The 18,527-nt window shown below is 46.4% G+C and carries 18 protein-coding genes; 13 read left to right on the plus strand and 5 right to left on the minus strand.

Translation table 11 applies throughout. From position 1 onward, the window contains the following. Positions 1-122 precede the first annotated feature (122 nt). The 3 genes from B5F19_RS02305 to tnpA all read right to left on the minus strand — a co-directional run bounded on the left by B5F19_RS02305 (position 123) and on the right by tnpA (position 1,604). Positions 123-380 (minus strand): DUF6809 family protein, encoded by a 258-nt coding sequence (locus B5F19_RS02305; protein WP_087287435.1) that lies wholly within the window; start codon positions 378-380, stop codon positions 123-125. Continuing rightward, positions 377-709, minus strand: coding sequence for a TnpV protein (locus B5F19_RS02310; protein ID WP_087287438.1), 333 nt, complete (start codon positions 707-709; stop codon positions 377-379). Before B5F19_RS02310 ends, B5F19_RS02305 begins: the two co-directional genes overlap by 4 nt. Before the next feature lie 418 nt (positions 710-1,127). Then, entirely contained in the window at positions 1,128-1,604 is a 477-nt protein-coding gene (tnpA, locus tag B5F19_RS02315; protein WP_087287441.1) for an IS200/IS605 family transposase, read from the minus strand. 598 nt (positions 1,605-2,202) lie between these two features. On the opposite strand from tnpA, the gene B5F19_RS02320 reads away from it, so the two are divergent. From B5F19_RS02320 to B5F19_RS02330, 3 genes are read left to right on the plus strand one after another with little or no spacing between them, the layout of a single operon-like run. Next, positions 2,203-2,913 (plus strand): integrase, encoded by a 711-nt coding sequence (locus B5F19_RS02320; RefSeq protein ID WP_087287444.1) that lies wholly within the window; start codon positions 2,203-2,205, stop codon positions 2,911-2,913. Next, a complete protein-coding gene (locus tag B5F19_RS02325) occupies positions 2,910-3,878 on the plus strand; it encodes a site-specific integrase (RefSeq protein WP_006574959.1) in 969 nt (322 codons plus the stop codon). Before B5F19_RS02320 ends, B5F19_RS02325 begins: the two co-directional genes overlap by 4 nt. A gap of 54 nt (positions 3,879-3,932) precedes the next feature. Continuing rightward, positions 3,933-4,247: a DUF6809 family protein gene (locus B5F19_RS02330; RefSeq protein WP_242823752.1), complete on the plus strand. Its 315-nt coding sequence runs from the start codon at positions 3,933-3,935 to the stop codon at positions 4,245-4,247. A gap of 56 nt (positions 4,248-4,303) precedes the next feature. On the opposite strand, the gene B5F19_RS02335 is transcribed toward B5F19_RS02330, so the two are convergent. Continuing rightward, positions 4,304-4,963, minus strand: a complete 660-nt coding sequence (locus B5F19_RS02335) for a zf-HC2 domain-containing protein (RefSeq protein WP_207740556.1) — start codon at positions 4,961-4,963, stop codon at positions 4,304-4,306. Continuing rightward, positions 4,963-5,433, minus strand: coding sequence for a sigma-70 family RNA polymerase sigma factor (locus B5F19_RS02340; RefSeq protein WP_087287448.1), 471 nt, complete (start codon positions 5,431-5,433; stop codon positions 4,963-4,965). Before B5F19_RS02340 ends, B5F19_RS02335 begins: the two co-directional genes overlap by 1 nt. Before the next feature lie 239 nt (positions 5,434-5,672). On the opposite strand from B5F19_RS02340, the gene B5F19_RS02345 reads away from it, so the two are divergent. From B5F19_RS02345 to B5F19_RS02390, 10 genes are all read left to right on the plus strand, one after another. Further along, positions 5,673-5,888 carry a helix-turn-helix transcriptional regulator gene (locus B5F19_RS02345; RefSeq protein WP_087287451.1) on the plus strand — a complete coding sequence of 72 codons (216 nt, stop codon included), beginning with the start codon at positions 5,673-5,675 and terminating at the stop codon, positions 5,886-5,888. An 89-nt stretch (positions 5,889-5,977) separates the two neighbouring features. Next, entirely contained in the window at positions 5,978-7,756 is a 1,779-nt protein-coding gene (locus tag B5F19_RS02350) for a class I SAM-dependent DNA methyltransferase (protein WP_087287454.1), read from the plus strand. Next, positions 7,749-9,053 carry a restriction endonuclease subunit S gene (locus B5F19_RS02355; RefSeq protein WP_087287457.1) on the plus strand — a complete coding sequence of 435 codons (1,305 nt, stop codon included), beginning with the start codon at positions 7,749-7,751 and terminating at the stop codon, positions 9,051-9,053. The genes B5F19_RS02350 and B5F19_RS02355 overlap by 8 nt, the downstream gene beginning before the upstream one ends. Before the next feature lie 121 nt (positions 9,054-9,174). Next, the gene (locus B5F19_RS02360) at positions 9,175-10,233 is read left to right on the plus strand and encodes a hypothetical protein (protein WP_087287460.1); all 1,059 of its coding nucleotides are present in this window, start codon (positions 9,175-9,177) and stop codon (positions 10,231-10,233) included. Then, positions 10,226-10,414: a hypothetical protein gene (locus B5F19_RS02365; protein ID WP_087287464.1), complete on the plus strand. Its 189-nt coding sequence runs from the start codon at positions 10,226-10,228 to the stop codon at positions 10,412-10,414. The genes B5F19_RS02360 and B5F19_RS02365 overlap by 8 nt, the downstream gene beginning before the upstream one ends. A gap of 12 nt (positions 10,415-10,426) precedes the next feature. Then, positions 10,427-13,531 (plus strand): DEAD/DEAH box helicase family protein, encoded by a 3,105-nt coding sequence (locus tag B5F19_RS02370; protein WP_087287467.1) that lies wholly within the window; start codon positions 10,427-10,429, stop codon positions 13,529-13,531. Positions 13,532-13,620: 89 nt separating this feature from the next. Beyond that, positions 13,621-16,764, plus strand: coding sequence for an SIR2 family protein (locus B5F19_RS02375; protein ID WP_087287470.1), 3,144 nt, complete (start codon positions 13,621-13,623; stop codon positions 16,762-16,764). Positions 16,765-16,817: 53 nt separating this feature from the next. Then, complete coding sequence (locus B5F19_RS02380; protein WP_087287473.1) at positions 16,818-17,525, plus strand: hypothetical protein; 708 nt, start codon at positions 16,818-16,820, stop codon at positions 17,523-17,525. A gap of 200 nt (positions 17,526-17,725) precedes the next feature. After that, complete coding sequence (locus tag B5F19_RS02385; RefSeq protein WP_087287476.1) at positions 17,726-17,905, plus strand: DNA-binding protein; 180 nt, start codon at positions 17,726-17,728, stop codon at positions 17,903-17,905. Continuing rightward, positions 17,902-18,447 (plus strand): helix-turn-helix domain-containing protein, encoded by a 546-nt coding sequence (locus B5F19_RS02390; protein ID WP_087287478.1) that lies wholly within the window; start codon positions 17,902-17,904, stop codon positions 18,445-18,447. The genes B5F19_RS02385 and B5F19_RS02390 overlap by 4 nt, the downstream gene beginning before the upstream one ends. Positions 18,448-18,527 lie beyond the last annotated feature (80 nt).

Genomic DNA, 18,527 nt, shown 5'->3' on the forward strand with positions numbered 1-18,527 from the left:
CCATGTATTGCTTATATTACCAAGGAAACCGGATCTCATATTTAAATAAAATCCGGTTTCTTTTCTGCCTTATATACCCTGGCTTTTATTAAGCGTGTCCTGCCTTATTTTAACTCCGGTTATTATGCCATAACTTCAACCATCATCCTGGCACCCAGCCTAAAGCTGTTCTGGAAGATCAGGCAATCTGTGATGGTTTGATGCTCTCGCACGCAATTTGTGTATTTCTCAAACACCTCTTTCTGCTCGTCAGTCATGGTAGCTTTGAGCTTTTCTTCATTCCTGCAGATCTGCTCCTGCAGTTTCTTGTACTCCTTAGAAGAAGTGTCGTCCTCTGTAGGCTCAATGTTGCCGTACCAAAATTCCTCCAGTAGTCTCATGCTACATCCTCCCCGTAGATTATTTCTCGGAGGATGATTTCCTCGGTCACGTCCTCAACTTTCTTCATCTGCTCAATAACCAGGGGCAAACGCTCCTGTGCCTGCTCGTTCAGATCAGCCAGATATGTCCAGAGTTGACCACTCAGGATTAGGTCATTAAAGGGGATTGGGCGATGTTTTTTGGGGTAATCCCGGTGCATCCGTTCCCATTTACCAATGGGGCGCTGTTCCTCGGAGAACAAGGTAAAAACCGGAATATAATAATCGCCAATGCGTTCATACCAAAGGCCATTGCTCCCATCATAAATGAGTTTCTTCATCTCAGTCATAGTATTGATCTCCTTATTCTGGTATTAGATCCGTAAGTCTGACTCTCCAGAAATATTGGTAAATCTTCGGTAAATTTGAGATTAAAACAAAAAACGCTTAAAAACGGGGTTTATGAGACGATATGAGACTTTTTATCATGCCCGATAAATCCTGCCGTGACACACAAAAAGCAGCTTTTCACACTGATCGAACTCCGAAACTTTATTATTGTCTGCATTATACCAGTATTTTTCAGTTTGGTCGAGAGAGATTTGCGGATGAGCTTCTTTCCAACAAACAAATGGTAATCATAACCACCGGCCGTGCCGGTGGTTTGCACAAGCCCCCTTGGGGCTTGTCCTGGGCAGAGCCTATAGGCTCGTCGAATCGTCTGCCAATCGCGCGGATTTCCCGGGCATGCCCCTGAAGGGGCTTATTTTATTTGCCTTCTTTCACTGGCTGACCCGTAAACGGGTCAATGTATTCTTTGATACTCATTTGGTCGTCCGTATAATCCTCTTGTAATTGATTCCTGATATATTGTTCTATTGCACGCCGATTTCGTCCAACTGTACTCACATAATACCCCCTACACCAGAAATGTCGGTTTCCATATTCATATTTCATGTTCGCATACTTTTCATAGATCATCAGACTACTTTTCCCTTTTAAGTACCCCATAATCTGTGAAACACTGTACTTGGGTGGGATACTTACCAACATGTGAATATGATCTTTGCATGCTTCTGCCTCTATTATTTCTATCCCCTTGTACTCACACAATTTCCTCAGCATTTGCCCTATATCCTGTTTGATCTTTCCATATATCACCTGTCTACGGTATTTCGGAGCAAATACAATATGATATTTGCATTCCCACTTCGTGTGTGCTAAACTCGATACATCAAGTTTCATCTGGACTTGATTCCTCCTTTGGTTCTTTCTGGCGGTTGGCAGACCTCCACTATTCTACCAAAGGAGGATGCTTTTTTCGCATAGCTAAAGCTTTTTGGAACCACCGGCATTGCCGGTGGTTTTCTTTTACAAGAAAAACCCTCTGAAATCAGACGATTTCAGAGGGTTTTGGTCCGAGTGGGGAGACTCGAACTCCCGGCATCTTGCTCCCAAATGTGTGTCTGAACCTTCAGCTGGTACTCTACCGCCCTCTTTGGCCCTTTCCTCTGCTTGGGCAGTTCCTCTTTAACACTCTTTTGCCCTGCTTGTTTCAAGAAACCCTTTCGTCTTTTGGGATTTGTGTGGGATTAGATTCTGTGTATTAAAAGATGTTCCGCCAGATTTGAGGGGCGATGACAGGCCAATCACCTCAGAGCAGAGGCGCAGAAACTGCGCCGCATAAACAAAGAATAAAGCACTCTTTGCAAGCAGCCAGTAAAGTTAACTCATTTTACCATGCCGCCGCGCAAAAGACAACAAAGGCATACACGGGGCAATAAAGTAGTGGCTATTTCTCTCTTTCTGTGGTATTGTTCGTTTGCCAAAAGGAGGCGACGATATGCAGAAAGAAACTAACCTCACGGTAGGCCGGTGGTGCGACCGCTGGTTTTACGAGAATCAGGTCAGATGGAGCGGCAGCACTGTGGGCGGATACCGCAACCTGATCTACCGCCACATCCTCCCCGGAATCGGGGATATCCGGCTGGCGGAGCTATCAGAAGGCACCGTCACCAGTTTCTATGATAGCCTGCGGAACCAGGGACTGAGCACAAGAAGCGTCTGGTGCGTCCATCTGCTCCTGCGGCGCTGCATGGACGAAGCGGCCCGCGACCAGCGTATCCCCTACAACCCGGTGCGGCTTTGTCAGGAGCCACAAGCAGAAGCGTATAAAACTGCTCCCTTGCGCCTGGGGCAGCTCCAGCGGTACCTGAACGCAGCGGAACAACTGGGCGCACTCCCTCTCATCTACACAGGACTATCCAGCGGCCTGCGACAATGTGAACTCATCACCTTGTCGTGGGCCGATTTTCATGTCCGCTGCCGGTACATACTCAAGGGACAGCGCCTGCTGACCCTCAACAGCAGGGCGGAGCATCTTCTGGAACGGATACCGGAAACCGGCCGCCATGTGTTTCTCAACCCCAAGACCGGAGCGCCGTACCAGCTCCACGAGTTTTACTATCTGCACAAGCGGATTCTAAAACAAGCAGGGCTTCCGTGGGTGGCCTTCCGGAACCTGCAGCGTCAGTGCATGGAGGTGGGGATATGACGCTGAAAGACTATATTCTCCGCTGGCAGGAGGTCTACGACAAGAACCAGAGCCGTCCGACCACATACGCAGCTCATGGCTACCTCTTCAAGAACCACATTCTCCCCGGACTTGGGGAGATCCAGCTCTCTGAATTGACTGTAGAGCAAGTCGGAGATTTCCTGGAGGAGCGAAAACGCTTTGGCGGTCACCGTCCGGAAAGCCCTGAATACCCAGGGCTGGGGGAGCATACCATGCGGCACATCCACCGGCTGCTCCAGCAATGTCTGGATCAGGCGATCCGAGATGGGCTGATAGCGGACAACCCCGCCCGAGCATTTCACCACCCAAAGCCCAAGAAGGTCAGCGCCAATGTGCTGACGCCCGCAGAAGTGGAGGACTATCTGGACGCAGCGGAGCGGTTGGGCCACCTCCCCATGTTCTTGCTGGCGCTGACGGTGGGACTTCGGCAAGGCGAACTGATTGCCCTAAAATGGAGCGACCTGGATGTAAAAGCGCGGACGCTGACTATCACCGAGAAACGCTCAGTGGAACGGCGGGAGCTGGTGGAATACGGAAATGATACCAGAACCGTCAGTCTAACGGAGGAAGTCGTTAAGCTCCTGCGCTTGGAACATGCCAAACACTCGAGAAGTCCGCTCATGTTCATGCACCCGGCCACCCAGAAGCCCTACTCACCCCAGATGGTGCGCCGGCTGCACAATGAGATCATCCAAGAGGCCGGGCTGGATCACATCCGGTTTGCGGATCTCCGGCACACCTGCGCCGTCCTGTCGCTGAAAAACGGAATGGACACGAAAGAGGTTTCTCAGATGCTGGGCCACTTCAGGATCGCAATGACGCGGCAGAACTATGCACCATACCTGGCCCATACTGCCGCCAAAAGCGAAAGCAAGCCCAATGAAGCATCCACGGAAGATCTTAGGAAAGCGGCAAATATTCTGGATAATCTTCTGAAATTCTGATGGATATTCTGCGGAAGGTGTGGTATATGTTTGGGTCACAAGGAGATGATGACGATGGAAAACAAACTGCTCAAAGAGCTGTATGATTACTTTTATGTCCGCCCGGAGCTTGACGAACAGGAGAACGAAGTGGAGGAGTGCCACAAAGCATTGATCGAGGCGCTGGCAAAGCCGGAACGCAAGCTGGTGCTACGAATCATTGATGCCCAGAACTTGATCATAGAACAGACCTCCCTCGACAGTTTTATTGCTGGCTTTGAACTGGCGTGGAGGCTCTCAATAGAACTGCAAAATGACGAAAACGAGCGCTCATTCTCCTATCGGACCAGGAGAACGGGCGCTCGTTGTGTATGGGAAGACGAAATATAAAATGAGCCTGGGCAGCCCTCGAAAAGCTGCCCAGGCATTCTGCTTGTAGGCTTGGTTCAGCGTTCCCACAGAAGGACCGCATCCGCCACAGCCTGCTCAAATTCGGCCTGCGCCAGACCGGGGAGTTCCAGATAATCTCCCACCAAATAGTAGACCGCATCCACCTGCCGATCCACCTGATAGGTAGCTGTCTCAAAGTCGGTCAGCAGACCGTTGCCGATGCACAAATGTCCCTCACGATCCGGCATCACATCTGAGCGAAGGGTGCGGTCAAAATAGAGGAAAACAGCATTCCGTCCGTTCACCTCCCGGCTGAAGCCGTGGAAAGAATCGTAGCTTCCGCCGTGATAGTAGAGGTCGATCACCTCATCCACCGCAAGCTCTGCCGTCACCAGACCGTCCGTATAGGATATCGGCTGCGGAACATCGGCCGCACCCGCCAAAACAATGGAGAAGATCAGCATGACCGCCACGGCGATCAGGACCGCCCGCCGACGCCCACGGGAAAACTTCTTCTTCACTCCCTGAAGAACACGGGCTTCCGTTTCCGACTCCTGAGAGAGCGAGGGGACGGGAGCATCCTCCTTCATTTCCGCCAAACAGGCGCGGCATTCCTGGCATTGTGCCACATGGGCTTCGATCTCCTGCTTGCTGGCCTCGCTGCACAGCCCGTCGCAGTACAGGGGCAGCAGGTCGCGGATGATATCACATTTCATTATAATCCCTCCTTGATTTTCTGTTTCGCACGATAATAAGTCACTCTGGCCCAGTTTTCAGATTTGCCGAACAATTCGCCGATCTGAGTATAGGGTAGTTCTGCAAAGACCCGCAGGGTAAATACTTCCCGATATGGCTCTGGCAGAGCATGGAGTCGCTGATGGATCTGGCGAGCGTTTTCCTGGATGAGCAGATCCTCTTCTACATTCTGAGGGGAAGGCATCTGCTCCAGGGCCTCATCTCCGGCCTGCCGTTTTGCCTTTCTCAAGTAGGAAAGCCAACAGTTCTTTCCGATTTGGCACAGCCATACGGACAGCCTGCATTTTCCTTGAAAGGAGGCACTGTGTTCAATGGCACGACAGAAGGTCTCCTGGGTCAATTCTTCTGCCAACGCTTGGTTCCCACAGAGTCCTGTCAGATAGCGGTACACCACGGGGAACTGCTCCTTGTACAGTTGGTCAAAATCCATCCACACCACCTCGCTTTCTGCCTATATGACGCACATCAATGCGGGTTGTTACAGAATTTTTATGAATTGACCCAGAGCACATGGTATCTCCAAAAGTTATTTAGAAGCTGTGTTTGATTTGAAACAAGTGTCTGAAAATAAAAGCAAAAATCTGAAAAATGGATTTTTAATAGACAAAGCGCTCCGCCTTTGCTAAAATTATTCCATATAAGTATAAACCCAGCACATGAGGTGTTATTATGACCGTTTGCTACAATAAACTGTGGAAACTCTTGATTGATAAGAATATGAAAAAGAAGGATCTGCGCCTGGCTACAGGTATTTCTACCACTGCTCTTGCCAAACTGGGCAAGAATGAGCATGTCAGCACGGAGATCCTCACTAAGATCTGCAAAGCACTGGACTGTGATTTTTGCGATATTATCGAGCTGGTGAAGGAGAAAAATGACGATTGACTATAAGTCCGTTTTTAAGGACAGACAAATCTGTAGACTGCTATTATGAGGAATTAGTATCTTTTCCAAACAATCCCGGAGGTAAAAATATGTCAATGAATAAACTGCAACAGCAGACAAATGCAAATATACAGGCAAAAGCGAATCTGATTTGGGAAATTGCTACCCACTTAGTAGGACTATTTAAACCCCATGAATACGGTAAGGTCATTCTGCCTATGACGGTGCTGAAGCGTTTTGATGATGCCCTGAGGCCAACCAAAGCTTCCGTTGTAGAAATGGCAGAGAAACTGGATGCACAGCATGTTGAAGGTGCTGCCCGTGATGGCATCCTGTGTCGCATCTCTGGCTTTGACTTCTACAATACCAGCAATTATGATTTTGCAAAGTTGATTGCTGACCCGGATAATGTGGAGATCAATTTTGAAGCATATTTGCAGGGCTTTTCCTCCAATATCAAAGATATCATCGACAACTTTGACTTTGCGAATACTGTAAAGCTAATGGTCAAAGGTGGCGTTCTATTCGTGACGCTTCAGGAGTTCAACTCAGCAAAGGCTGACATGTCCCCGGAGAAGATTACCTCCGCCGACATGGGCTACATTTTTGAAGAACTAATTCGAAAATTTTCTGAATCTTATGATGAGCAAGCCGGAGCCCACTTTACCAGTCGGGATATTATTTATCTGATGACGGAGCTCCTGGTTGCCCCAGAAAAGACGCAAATTATGGAGGAGGGCTGTACTAAGACGGCATATGATATGGCCATGGGCACATCTCAGATGTTGGGGTGCCTGACTGAGCGACTTCATTCTATTAGCGAGGAGGCCGTGCTAACCTGCTTCGGACAGGAGTTCAACCCCGAAACCTACGCTATTGCAAAGGCGGATATGCTCATCAAGGGCGGCAATGCATCCGGAATGAAGTACGGTGACACATTGAGCGATGATGCCTTTAGCGGTTATGAGTTTGACTATATCATCTCCAATCCTCCGTTCGGCATTGACTGGAAACGTGAAAAAGTTCAGGTGGAGGCGGAGGCCAAGCGCGGCTATGACGGCCGGTTTGGTCCGGGACTGCCTGCCATCTCCGATGGACAGATGCTCTTCTTGCTCAATGGAGTAAAGAAGCTGAAGGAGGGCTCCGGCAGAATGGCAATCATTCAGAATGGGTCTTCTCTATTTACCGGTGATGCGGGTTCCGGCGCATCTGAAATCCGCCGGTTTGTAATTGAAGGTGACCTGGTGGATACTATCATTCAGTTGCCAACCGATCTGTTTTACAATACTGGAATTACAACCTATATTTGGGTACTTACCAAAGGCAAAGATGTGTACCGCAGAGGAAAGGTACAACTCATCGACGCCAGCAAATGTTTCGTGAAGCGCCGCAAGAACATTGGGTCTAAACGAGTTGATCTGGATGATGTTTGCATTGATCTTATCCTTAGAGCTTATGAGGGTTTTGAAAATGAAATTTATAAAGAAGACGATCTTGTAGTAGAGTCCAAAGTATTTGAAAATAGTTTCTTCGGTTTCACAAAGGTAACGGTGGAGACCGCCCAGGCAGACAAGGACGGCAAGCCCATCCTGAAGAAAGGCAAGAAACAACCAGTCAAGGGAGCATCCGATACGGAAATCATCCCCTTGTCCGAAGATAGCGAAGAATACATGAAAAAGAATGTTCTGCCGTATAACCCTCTGGCCTACATCGACCCGGCAAAGGATAAAATTGGCTATGAGGTACCCTTTACCCGCCTGTTCTATAAGTTTGAGGCACCAGCATCCTCTGATTCCATTTTCGGGGAGATTAAGGCTCTGGAGGCAGAAGAAACAATTCTGATGAAGGAGTTGTTTGGAAATGCGTGAAATGAAGGACAGTGGTGTTGCATGGATTGATAATATCCCAAAGGACTGGGCTATCATTCCCCTTAAAATGGTAGCAGAGTACAGGAAAGGGTTGTCTATTACAAAAGCTGATTTGTCCGAAACAGGGATACCAGTTGTTAGCTATGGGCAAATCCACTCCAAGCTGAATAGTGGAACACATCTTAGTGATAACTTAATTCGTTTTGTTTCGCCGTCCTATTTAAGCAGCAACCCATCATCAATAGGGAAATATGGCGATTTATTATTTGCAGATACCTCTGAAGATTATGAGGGAATCGGAAATGCCGTCTACCTTGATACTTCGGAATGCGTTTTTGCAGGATATCACACTATTATTGTGCGGCCAACAATTGACATGGAGAGGAAGTATTTGGCCTATCTTTGCCGCTCAGATTGTTGGAGAAGCCAACTCCGTGCAAGGGCATTTGGAATCAAGGTTTATAGTGTGACGCAGACAATGCTTAAAAGCGTTTCAATCTTGCTGCCACCTACAAGTGAACAGCAAAAAATTGTATCCATCCTTGATTTGAAATGCTGTCAAATTAATGATCTCATTGCCAACGGAGAAGCCCAAATTGAAAAATTGAAGCAATACAAGCAAAGTGTGATTGCCGAGGTCGTCACGAAGGGACTTGACCCAACGGTGCCAATGAAAGACAGCGGTGTTGCATGGATTGGGGATATTCCAGCGCATTGGGAAGTAAAAAGAGGAAAGGCACTGTTCCAAGAAACCGAAGCAAGATCCATTGATGGAAGCGAAGAATTACTGACCGTATCACAATATACAGGTATTACTCCGAGATCGCAGAAGAATGTAAATATGTTTGAGGCCCTCACTTTAGAAGGATATAAGATATGCGAAATTGGAGATATTGCCGCAAATACAATGTGGTTATGGGCTGGAGCGATTGGTGTTTCTAAATATCGTGGGGTGATCAGCCCTTCTTACAATGTGTATAGACAAAAATCCAGCGAATATGTACCTGAGTATTTAGACATTCTTTTGAGGGCACCCATGCTGGTTCAAGAATACGCTTCATTGTCGACTGGCATTAGAGTTTCTCGCCTTCGGTGTTATCCCAAGGATTTCTTGAATATAAGGTTCCCTGTACCGCCGTTAAAGGAACAAGAAAAAATACTCTGTTTCTTTGCCAAGAAATTTGCAGCTGTGGATCGTCTGATTTCCATCAAGCAAGACAAAATTGAAAAGTTGGAACAGTATAAGCGTTCTCTGATTTATGAGTATGTTACTGGAAAGAAAGAGGTAACTGTATAAGCTCCCTGGGGATAAATACGAAGAAACTCCAGGATGCCTTCAAAGAGCTCCTAAGGTTAACTCTGGCGCGAAAAAAACAAGGTATATTATGACCACAATAATATCTCATGGAGGTATCCTAATGGATGAATTGATTCCCGACAAAGCAGGTAGCATGCCAGTTGAAATACCGCAGGATGCGATGCCCGTCCCGGAAGAGGGAAAGTGCCTATACATTACCCAAGAAAGCAAAGGCTTTGACTTCCAAGCCATTTTGGGCCAAGTTATTCAATGCGTAAATATGGGTGAAATTCTGGCCGAGATCAAAGCTGGAACACAGTATGTGGTTCAGATTCCTGCCGAGTTCCAAGCAGCCTATGAATCTGGCGAGATGTTTATCATGGAAAACATGAAGACCGGCAAAAAGTGGCCCAGCCTGATGAAGATCGCCGAAAACGGAAAGAAGCAGGTTGTGACACCTCTTCCTATTGCGGAGCAGGCAATCGTTCAAGGTAATCCGATACAAGAATTAGCCAATAGTCATCATAATATCCTGATGCAACAGCAGATGGCAAGGCTAACCGAAATGGTAGAGCGCACATATCGTGTGGTCGAGCAAATAAAGCACGGCCAGATGGATGATCGCATCGGTCTGCTGGAAGCTGGTAAAAACGGCTTAATCCTGGCAATGTCTATGCCAGAAGGTGAAGAACGTAACCGGCAGATCAACTCCAGCAGACAGAATCTCCTTATCGCTCAGGCGCAGATTAAAAAGACTCTTGAACGCCGCGCTGGCGAATTTGAACCACTGCCCAAATCAGGGCTAATCCGATTCATGCGCGAGGTTGCCCATAGTGGCTATTTGGCAGAAAAAAGCCGAGCGGTTCAGGAAATGCAGGACTATTATGATTTGTATTTGCAGGCAACCAAGTTACTTGCAGCCTCTTATGCCATGTGCGGAAATTTGGAGACAGCAGAACAAACTTTTCTATTGAGTGAAGATGCTATTCAGTCTATCGATTTCAGCAAAGTGGAAACCATACGCTATCAGCATAAGGCATTGACAGATATGTTCTATTCACACCCTGCCAGGTATATTGACACAGAACGGGTTGCATGCCTTGAGAAGGCAAGGCGTTATGATTATATGGCCATTGAGGTCAGCGGAGAGAAATTGTTGGAGGCGTTGGGAAATGGATAAACAGTTTAAAAAGCAGAAACTGGATAGTAAAGATTACAAGGGTATGGAACAGGGCGCAAAGTATCTGAAGTGTGGGGTTGGATTGGCCGCGTCTATCGCGCTTTTTGTTAAAAATAAGGATAATCTAAAAGCCATCGGAAAGAGTGCCCTCAAATTTACAGGCCGGGTCATAAAGATATAAGGGGCGTATATTATGGACAAAAGTGAAAAACGGTTTGAGCGAGATATCGAATCCTTCCTTATTTCACCCGAAGGTGGCTATATCCAGTTTTGTGGGCAAGATACTGAAGGCAACTGGGTACATACTCGACAGCATGATATTTCCAGGTGCATCTACATGGATGTGCTCTGTGAATTTATAGCAAAGACCCAGCCCAAGGAATGGGCCAAGTACACCAAATATTATGGCACTAATGCTGAGGACAAATTGTATCACCGTTTGGAGACTACCATCTCAAATCAAGGTCTGCTGTATGTACTGCGAAACGGCATCGAGGATATGGGCTGCAAACTGAAAGTCTGCTTTTTCAAACCGGAGTCTGAACTGAACCCTATTGCTACCGAGCGATATGAAGCCAATATCCTCGGATGCACCCGCCAATTCCGCTATTCCACGGCTAACACTAACACTATTGATATGGTACTTTCCGTTAACGGCATCCCTATTGTGGCGCTGGAATTAAAGAACCAGCTCACTGGTCAGGATTACATTTGTGCCATTAATCAATATAAGAATGACCGCAATTCCAAAGAGTTTGCGTTTCGCTTAAACCACCGCTTTCTGGCCTACTTTGCCGTTGACCTGTATGAAGTATGGATGACTACTCAGCTTACGGACAGCAGTACTCACTTTCTGCCATTCAACCGGGGCTCCAACGGTGCAGGTGTAAATGGTGGTGCGGGTAATCCCACAAACCCTAAGGGCTATGCCACCAGTTATCTGTGGGAAGAAGTGCTGCAACGAGACAGTCTAATGGATCTGATCCACCGTTTCATTTCCTTTGTAAAAGAAAAAGAAGAAGTGGTCAAGAACGGTATCAGCAAAACAGTCACCAAGGAAAAGATGATTTTTCCTCGTTATCATCAATACGATGTGGTGCGTAAGATTATGGCTGATGTGCGGCAAAACGGCGTTGGCACAAACTATCTGATCCAGCACTCCGCAGGCTCCGGCAAATCCAATTCCATTGCGTGGATTGCTTATCGTCTTGCTTCTATCCATGATGCGGAAAACAACGGTTTGTTCGATTCTGTTATTGTGGTCACCAACCGCGTGGTACTGGACAGCCAGTTGCAGGATACCATCAATAGCTTTGAACATCAGGTAGGCTTGGTAGAGGCGATTGACGATAAAAAGAATTCCCGCAGTCTTGCGGAAGCGATTAATGATAAAAAGAGAATCATCATCTGTACTATCCAAAAATTTCTTTTTGCAAAGAAGGATATCGAGAAGTTCCGTGGGCGCAAGTTTGCAATCATCATTGATGAGGCCCACCAGGGGCAGAATGGTGAAAGCGCAAAATCCCTGCGCCGCAGTCTGATCGACATCGGTGTTGCGGTCAAAGAATATGCAGAAGAAGCCGGAATTGAAGAGGAAGAAGTGGATCTGACTGACGAGTATATCAATGCAGTCATCGGTCAGGGCAGACACGATAATCAGTCCTTCTTTGCCTTCACAGCCACTCCTAAGGCACAAACATTGGAATCCTTCGGTACTGTGGTAGGAACAACCCCAGAGGGGGAACTCATAAAGGCTCCGTTCCATGTGTATTCCATGCGCCAAGCCATTGAAGAAGGATACATTTTGGATGTGCTGGCGAACTATACTACAGTTAAAGAGGCATTTAAGTTGATTCGTGTCTCTGAGGATAATCCAGAACTCATTGAGGGACAGGCATCCCGTGCACTGTTCAAGTATTACAAGCAACATGGCTATACTATTGCCCAGAAGACGGAAATGATTATGACCAATTTCCTGGAAAACTGCCGTTATCAGATTAACGGTAAGGGCAAAGCTATGGTCGTTGCAGATAGCCGAGCAAACGCAGTCCGATATTATCTTGCCATAAAGAAATATCTCACTGACCATGCAGAGCAATGCGTAGGCAGTGATGTGATGATTGCATTCTCCGGTGAAGTAACCTTGGACGACTATCCAAGCGAGAAACCTTTCACTGAGGCTACTATGAATCTGGACGAAAACGGCAAGTACATAACGACCGACAAGAAATTCCGTAAGGTGTTCCATAGTAGCCAGTACAATATCTTGGTAGTCGCAAATAAGTATCAGACCGGCTTTGATGAGCCGCTGCTACACACTATGTATGTGGATAAGAAACTGCGTGATGTGACCGCGGTTCAGACACTCTCTCGCCTCAATCGTACTACTTTTGGAAAGAACAGTACATTTGTCCTGGATTTTGAGAACACTGAGGAGGATATCAAAGGTGCTTTCCTGCCGTACTATGAGACCACAATGCTTGAAGGTATCACTGATTTGAACCGAGTATATGACCTCCGCAATAAGATTCGGGACTTTATGCTCTACAATTTCGAGGATGTGGAGACTTTCAACAAATTTATGGCAGCTCAGACGGATAAAAATCAGGATGCTGCCGCGCTTGGTAGACTGGCAGGTATGTTCCGGCCTGTGATCGCTCGATATATGGATTTAAGTGAGGATGATCGCTATACCCTCCGAGACTATGTGCGTAAGTTCAACAAAGCGTATGCTTTTGTTACCCAGCTGGTGCGGCTCCATGACAGGGATCTGTTCAATGAATATCAATATACGCTGCATTTGATAAAACTTCTTCCCAAAACAAGCGGTGATGAATTTGTTGACATCGAGGATAAAATTAAGCTGGAGTATGCTTCTCTCACGGAAACTTTCCGCGGAGCAATTGTCCTGAATGAAAAGCCACCCGCATTTGTGCCCGGAGGTAGTACCGCTCCAAAGGTGCTAAATAAAAAGAAAGATACTCTCCAAAGTATCATTGACAAGGTAAATGAACGCTTCAGCGGCAACTTTACTGATGCCGACCGAGTTATTATCGAAGGCATCTATCAGATGTTCATGAAGGACTCAGAGGTCAAAAAGTTTAGAAAATATGCCAAGGACAATAGCACCGAAATGTTCGTGCGTTCTCTTTTCCCAGATAAATTTCGCGACATCGTGACACAGTGCTTTTTGGACAACAATGATTCTTTTGCAAAGTTGTTTAATGACCCTGACTTTTATCAGAAGGTCCAGGATGCTATGGCTGCAGAATTGTACAAGGCGTTGAGAAAGGAATAGTACAATGTGTCAATTTTCCTCTGAAGCGTTTTCTGTTGCTGTTAATGGAATATAGAATGGTTTTCACAGAAAAGAAATGAGGGGCATATATGGAAATACTTCAATTGGATGAATTTTTGAGGTCAATAAAACAAAATATAGATACTCCTCATTCTTTACTACTTGGTGCGGGTGCATCTATTGAGTCAGGAATTCCATCAGCAACAGATTGCATTTGGGATTGGAAACGAGAAATCTATTTATCGAAGAACCCTGGATCAATAGGAAACTTTGATAACTCGAAATCCGAAGCTGTACGCAGGGTGATTCAGCGGTGGATTGATGCACAAAATATTTATCCGGCTGAGAATAGCGCGGAGGAGTACTCGTATTTTGCCGAAAAAGCATATCCTATCGCAGATGATCGGCGGAAATACTTTCAGCATTTGGTGGCAAACCATGACCCCAGCTTGGGCTATCATCTAATCTCCTTACTTGCGTTAGAAAATATAATAAAAAGCGTATGGACAACAAACTTTGATGGCTTGACTCTAAAGTGTGCCCACCAATATAGCCCGCTTGTTCCGGTTGAAATCACAGCGGCTACCTCTGAAAGAATATACCGTGGTGATGTTGACAAAGAACTTCTGTGCATCGCTTTGCATGGCGACTATAAATATGGGGCATTGAAAAACACAAAGCAAGAACTTGACACTCAAGATGGTGAATTAGTAAAGGCATTACTGCACGAGTTAACTAACCGCGACTTAATTGTTGTAGGATATAGCGGACGAGATCAATCTCTTATGGACGCGTTGACGCAAGTCTATTCCACGAGGGGAGCAGGTAAACTCTTTTGGTGTGGTTATGGATCTAATATTCCCTCAGAAGTAAAAACATTAATCAGAACGGCAAATCAATATGGCAGAGCAGCCTTCTACATTCCAACAGAAGGCTTTGATAGCACATTCTACGCCATAGCGCGCCACTGTATGAGCGAAAACAAAGAGTTTTTGGAAAAGGTGGACAACATCAAAAAGAAGCTGTCCATTACGCTTGAGCCACAACACAGTGGATTTATACAGCTTAACGGAGCAGTAAATAAAGTGGTGAGCACCAACGCCTTCCCAATCGCATTCCCAAATCAGTGTTATCAGTTTGAGGTTTTGCTCGCTTCCGACGAAAAACCATGGGATTTTTGCAAAGCTTTGGGTAAAGAAAATGTTATGGCGGTACCCTACAAGAACTTGGTGTATGCATGGGGATCGAAATCTGTTATTGAGGAGGTATGCAAAGGCAAGCTAAAAACCAATATTGAATTATGCCCGTTAAGCAGAGCGTCAATCGCTGGAAATAGTACATTTCGTGAGTTGTTGTTGAAAACACTTGTCCGTATTCTTGCAGTAAGTCATGGACTGGGTCACTCAAAGGATAAAATTTGGGATACAAAAGAGGTATTGAAATATCGCATCGGAGCCAGAACGGTCACGGCTTATTCAGGGGTTAAGCTTGCATTACTTTTTGATTATAAATACAGCTATCTTACACTTGTTCCGAGTTATATGTATGCTGACGATGTAACACTGAGCAGCGAAGAACGGAAGCAATTTGCCGACTGGTTTAATGCACGAGTAAATAATGGCCGTCCAAACCTAAATGCAAATGAGTACGTTGTAAAATGGAGTAAAAAAATAATAGGTAACACAAAGTTTTCTGCCAATTATCCTGGAAGAAATACAGTAAGATTTTCTTTTGCGGTTGTAAATTACAGTGCGCTGATTGGTGTGAGCAGTGGCAAGCGTAACTCGATACAACTGCCTGCCGCTGTTCCAAAACGGATTGTTTTTTCTGGAACAGAGTACAAAGATCCTACTCTTCTTTTTTGTAGTGCCTCTACACATGGGATAGCGGAGGATTTCCACCCAATGCGTGGGTTGATTTCTAATGCGCCTGTAGATTATGCTATGGATGGTGGTATCCTACATTCTGCGATTTCAGTAGGAGTAATTTGCCCCGATAAACATGAGCGGAGGTTTGCACAGTTCATTTCTGAATTAAATTATCGATCACAAGCAAAACATAATACTGATTATCTAATTACCTTCCCAGGCTTCTATCAGGCCTTCAAAACGGGACTCGATTTGCCGGAGCCAAACAGTGGTAAATGGAAGCAAATTAACGCTTCAAATGAGCAGGATATTCATAAAGCCGCTGTTGAGTTTGGCAATGCAATAATCAGGAAAATTGACCAGCTCAGTGCAGATTCTGTTGACGTCATACTGATTTATATTCCGAGGGACTATGAGATATTTACCTCATATACCGATGGAACCGTAAAATATGATCTACATGATTATATCAAGGCGTATGCTGCACAAAAGCAGGTGGCAACGCAATTTGTTCGGGAGAAAACGATTGAGAGTGACTTGCATTGTCAAATTATGTGGGCTCTTTCTTTGGCGTTGTATGTCAAGTCCGGTCGGATACCATGGGTGATAAATGGAATTCAAGCGGATACAGCATTTGCTGGAATTGGATACAGTGTTATGAATGCACCCACGGGAAGTAATGTGGTGGTTGGTTGCAGTCATATATACTCTTCTGATGGACGAGGAATGAAGTATAAGCTTTCCAAAATTCACGATTATTCGTTTGATAGGAAGAAAAATCCGTACTTATCCGAAGAAGAAGCGTATAGGATTGGTCTCAACATCAAAGAGCTGTTCTACAAATCTTTCTCCGAGTTACCGAAACGGGTTGTCGTTCATAAACGCACTCCATTTCGGAGAGATGAAGTTAAAGGATTAGTAGAAAGCCTATCATCTGCGGGGGTTAAGAATATTGAACTTCTTGAGATAATATATGAAGACAATTTGAAGTGCTTTGCATTAAATGAATCTTGTACTCGTGTGGATGGATATCCAGTACGAAGGGGTATGTGTTTCCCGATTGATAATAATACGATGTATCTATTCACCCATGGCATCGCACCATCTGTAATATCACCGAACAGAAAATATTTTCAAGGAGGCAAAAGTGTTCCATTGCCGTTAAAAGTAGTTAAGCATTATGGTTCTGGAGATATGGCACAAATCGCAACAGAAATTCTTGGATTGTCCAAAATGAATTGGAACAGCTTTGGGTTGTATTCGAAACTTCCATGTACGATAGAATCCTCGAACGAAATTGCGCGAATTGGATGGTTACTATCTCAATTTGAGGGAACACTTTACGATTATCGCTATTTTATGTGAGATCCCAGCCCCGTATATACTGAGGACAGAAAAACAAATGTGAGGGTGACCAAATGGCAGAAAGAAAAATCCGCGCCGGGTACTACCGGCGGTATGACGGCAAGGTGGTTTATGTTGTCTCTCTGGCCACCGACGCTGACACCGGCGAGGAGAGTGTCATCTGGACCACCTACCCCTTTGCGGCTGTTCCCAGATACTACACCTCCAGCAAAAAGTCCTTCTGCGCCTTCGTGGAAGTGAATGGTGACCGGAGGGCCAAGTATAAGCTACTGCTCAATATGAAGATCTCAGGGGAAGCCATAGAGCGGCTGGAGGAAGAGGGATTTCGGGGACCGGTACGTAAACGAAAAAATTGGCAACTGGATGAATCTTATGACTCCCGAGATTATCAGCAATCTCTTACCTACTACGCATACGCAAAAGATCTCTGTGAGCACTACAACTTCGACCGGAACAAACATCGCCTCTGCGTGAGGGAAAAGAGATTCGTTGCTATCACCAAAAGTGACTTCGCCAAGCTGAAAGAGGACCTGCAGTTTCTGGACAATGCCATGAAAACGGTGCTGGCTGCATACCAGGATTATTTCCGGGAGCGGTTCGTGGATGGCCTGTCCATTCGCAAGTACGCGGAAGCCCATCAGCTGAACCGTGGCAGCGTGGACTATCAGCAAAAGAAATTCTTCTCTGCTCTGGCCTCTCTGCTGAAAGAGCGGGACGAGGCGGAGGGAACATGCCGGCTGCTGAAACCAGCACAAAAGTAAATAATCCAACCTCAAACGGAGCGTCTGCGACAAAGCAGGCGCTCCGTTTTTCTGTCAAATGTATGTCAGTGGGATATATTTTCCCCAATACAAGTAGAGAGACAACTCGAACACCATCCAAAGGTTATGTCAAACCTATGTCACATGCAAATGTTTGCGGCTAAAGAAGTAGAGGGAGTTTTGAAAAGGAGATGGTCAACATGAGAGAATCTGCCTACAAGAACTACAACAAAGCGAAGGTACTGGGTACATCGTCGTCCAGTGGGTATGAACTGATGTACCAACCGGACCTCACGGTGCTGCGCGTGAGCAACTGTATGGTGGTGCCGAAAGAAAAGTGCATTCAGTGTATGGAGGAGCATACGGGAGGTGCTATATGAAGTTCCAACAGTGGCCCAAACGAGATCCCGACAAAAACTATTTCAAGGTTCCCAACGAAGTTTTTCACATCGGTCTCAGTTACCCGGAGATCTCCATCTACTGTTATCTGCTGAGCATCGAGGACAGAGAAACCTACCAGTGCTACCCCAGCTACAAGACCATCGGCAAAGCGCTGGGTATGAGCGAGAATACCGTAAGCAAGTATGTGCGCAGTCTGGAGGAGAAAGGTCTCATCCGCACCGAGCCGACGATGGTGCGGAGCAAAGACGGCAGGCCCCTCAACGGGAATCTGCTCTACACCATCCGTCCGATCCAGGCGGCAGTCGAATTATTCTACGAGCGGCAGTTCCGGCAGCTGGAGGAGGATGCCGCCCGTCAAAGGGCAATGGCACGCCTGGCAGAATTGGCCCGTGAAAGCCCCCAGAACGCCCTGTGTGCGCCTTTCGGAGCGGAAGCGAGTCCCAGTGCCGATCCGGGGTTAGAGGCCCAATTTGGCCCGCTTTCGGAGGAAATCTCAAGGACGAAAGAAAAAGCAGGATAAACGACGGGGTCGCAAGCGCCCCCGTCAGAAGCACCTCTGCCCGCAGTGCGGGCAGTTGCGGGGGCTTTTGCGGGGATTGG

This window comes from Pseudoflavonifractor sp. An184 (assembly GCF_002160305.1).
Taxonomy (GTDB): Bacteria; Bacillota; Clostridia; order Oscillospirales; family Oscillospiraceae; genus Lawsonibacter; species Lawsonibacter pullicola.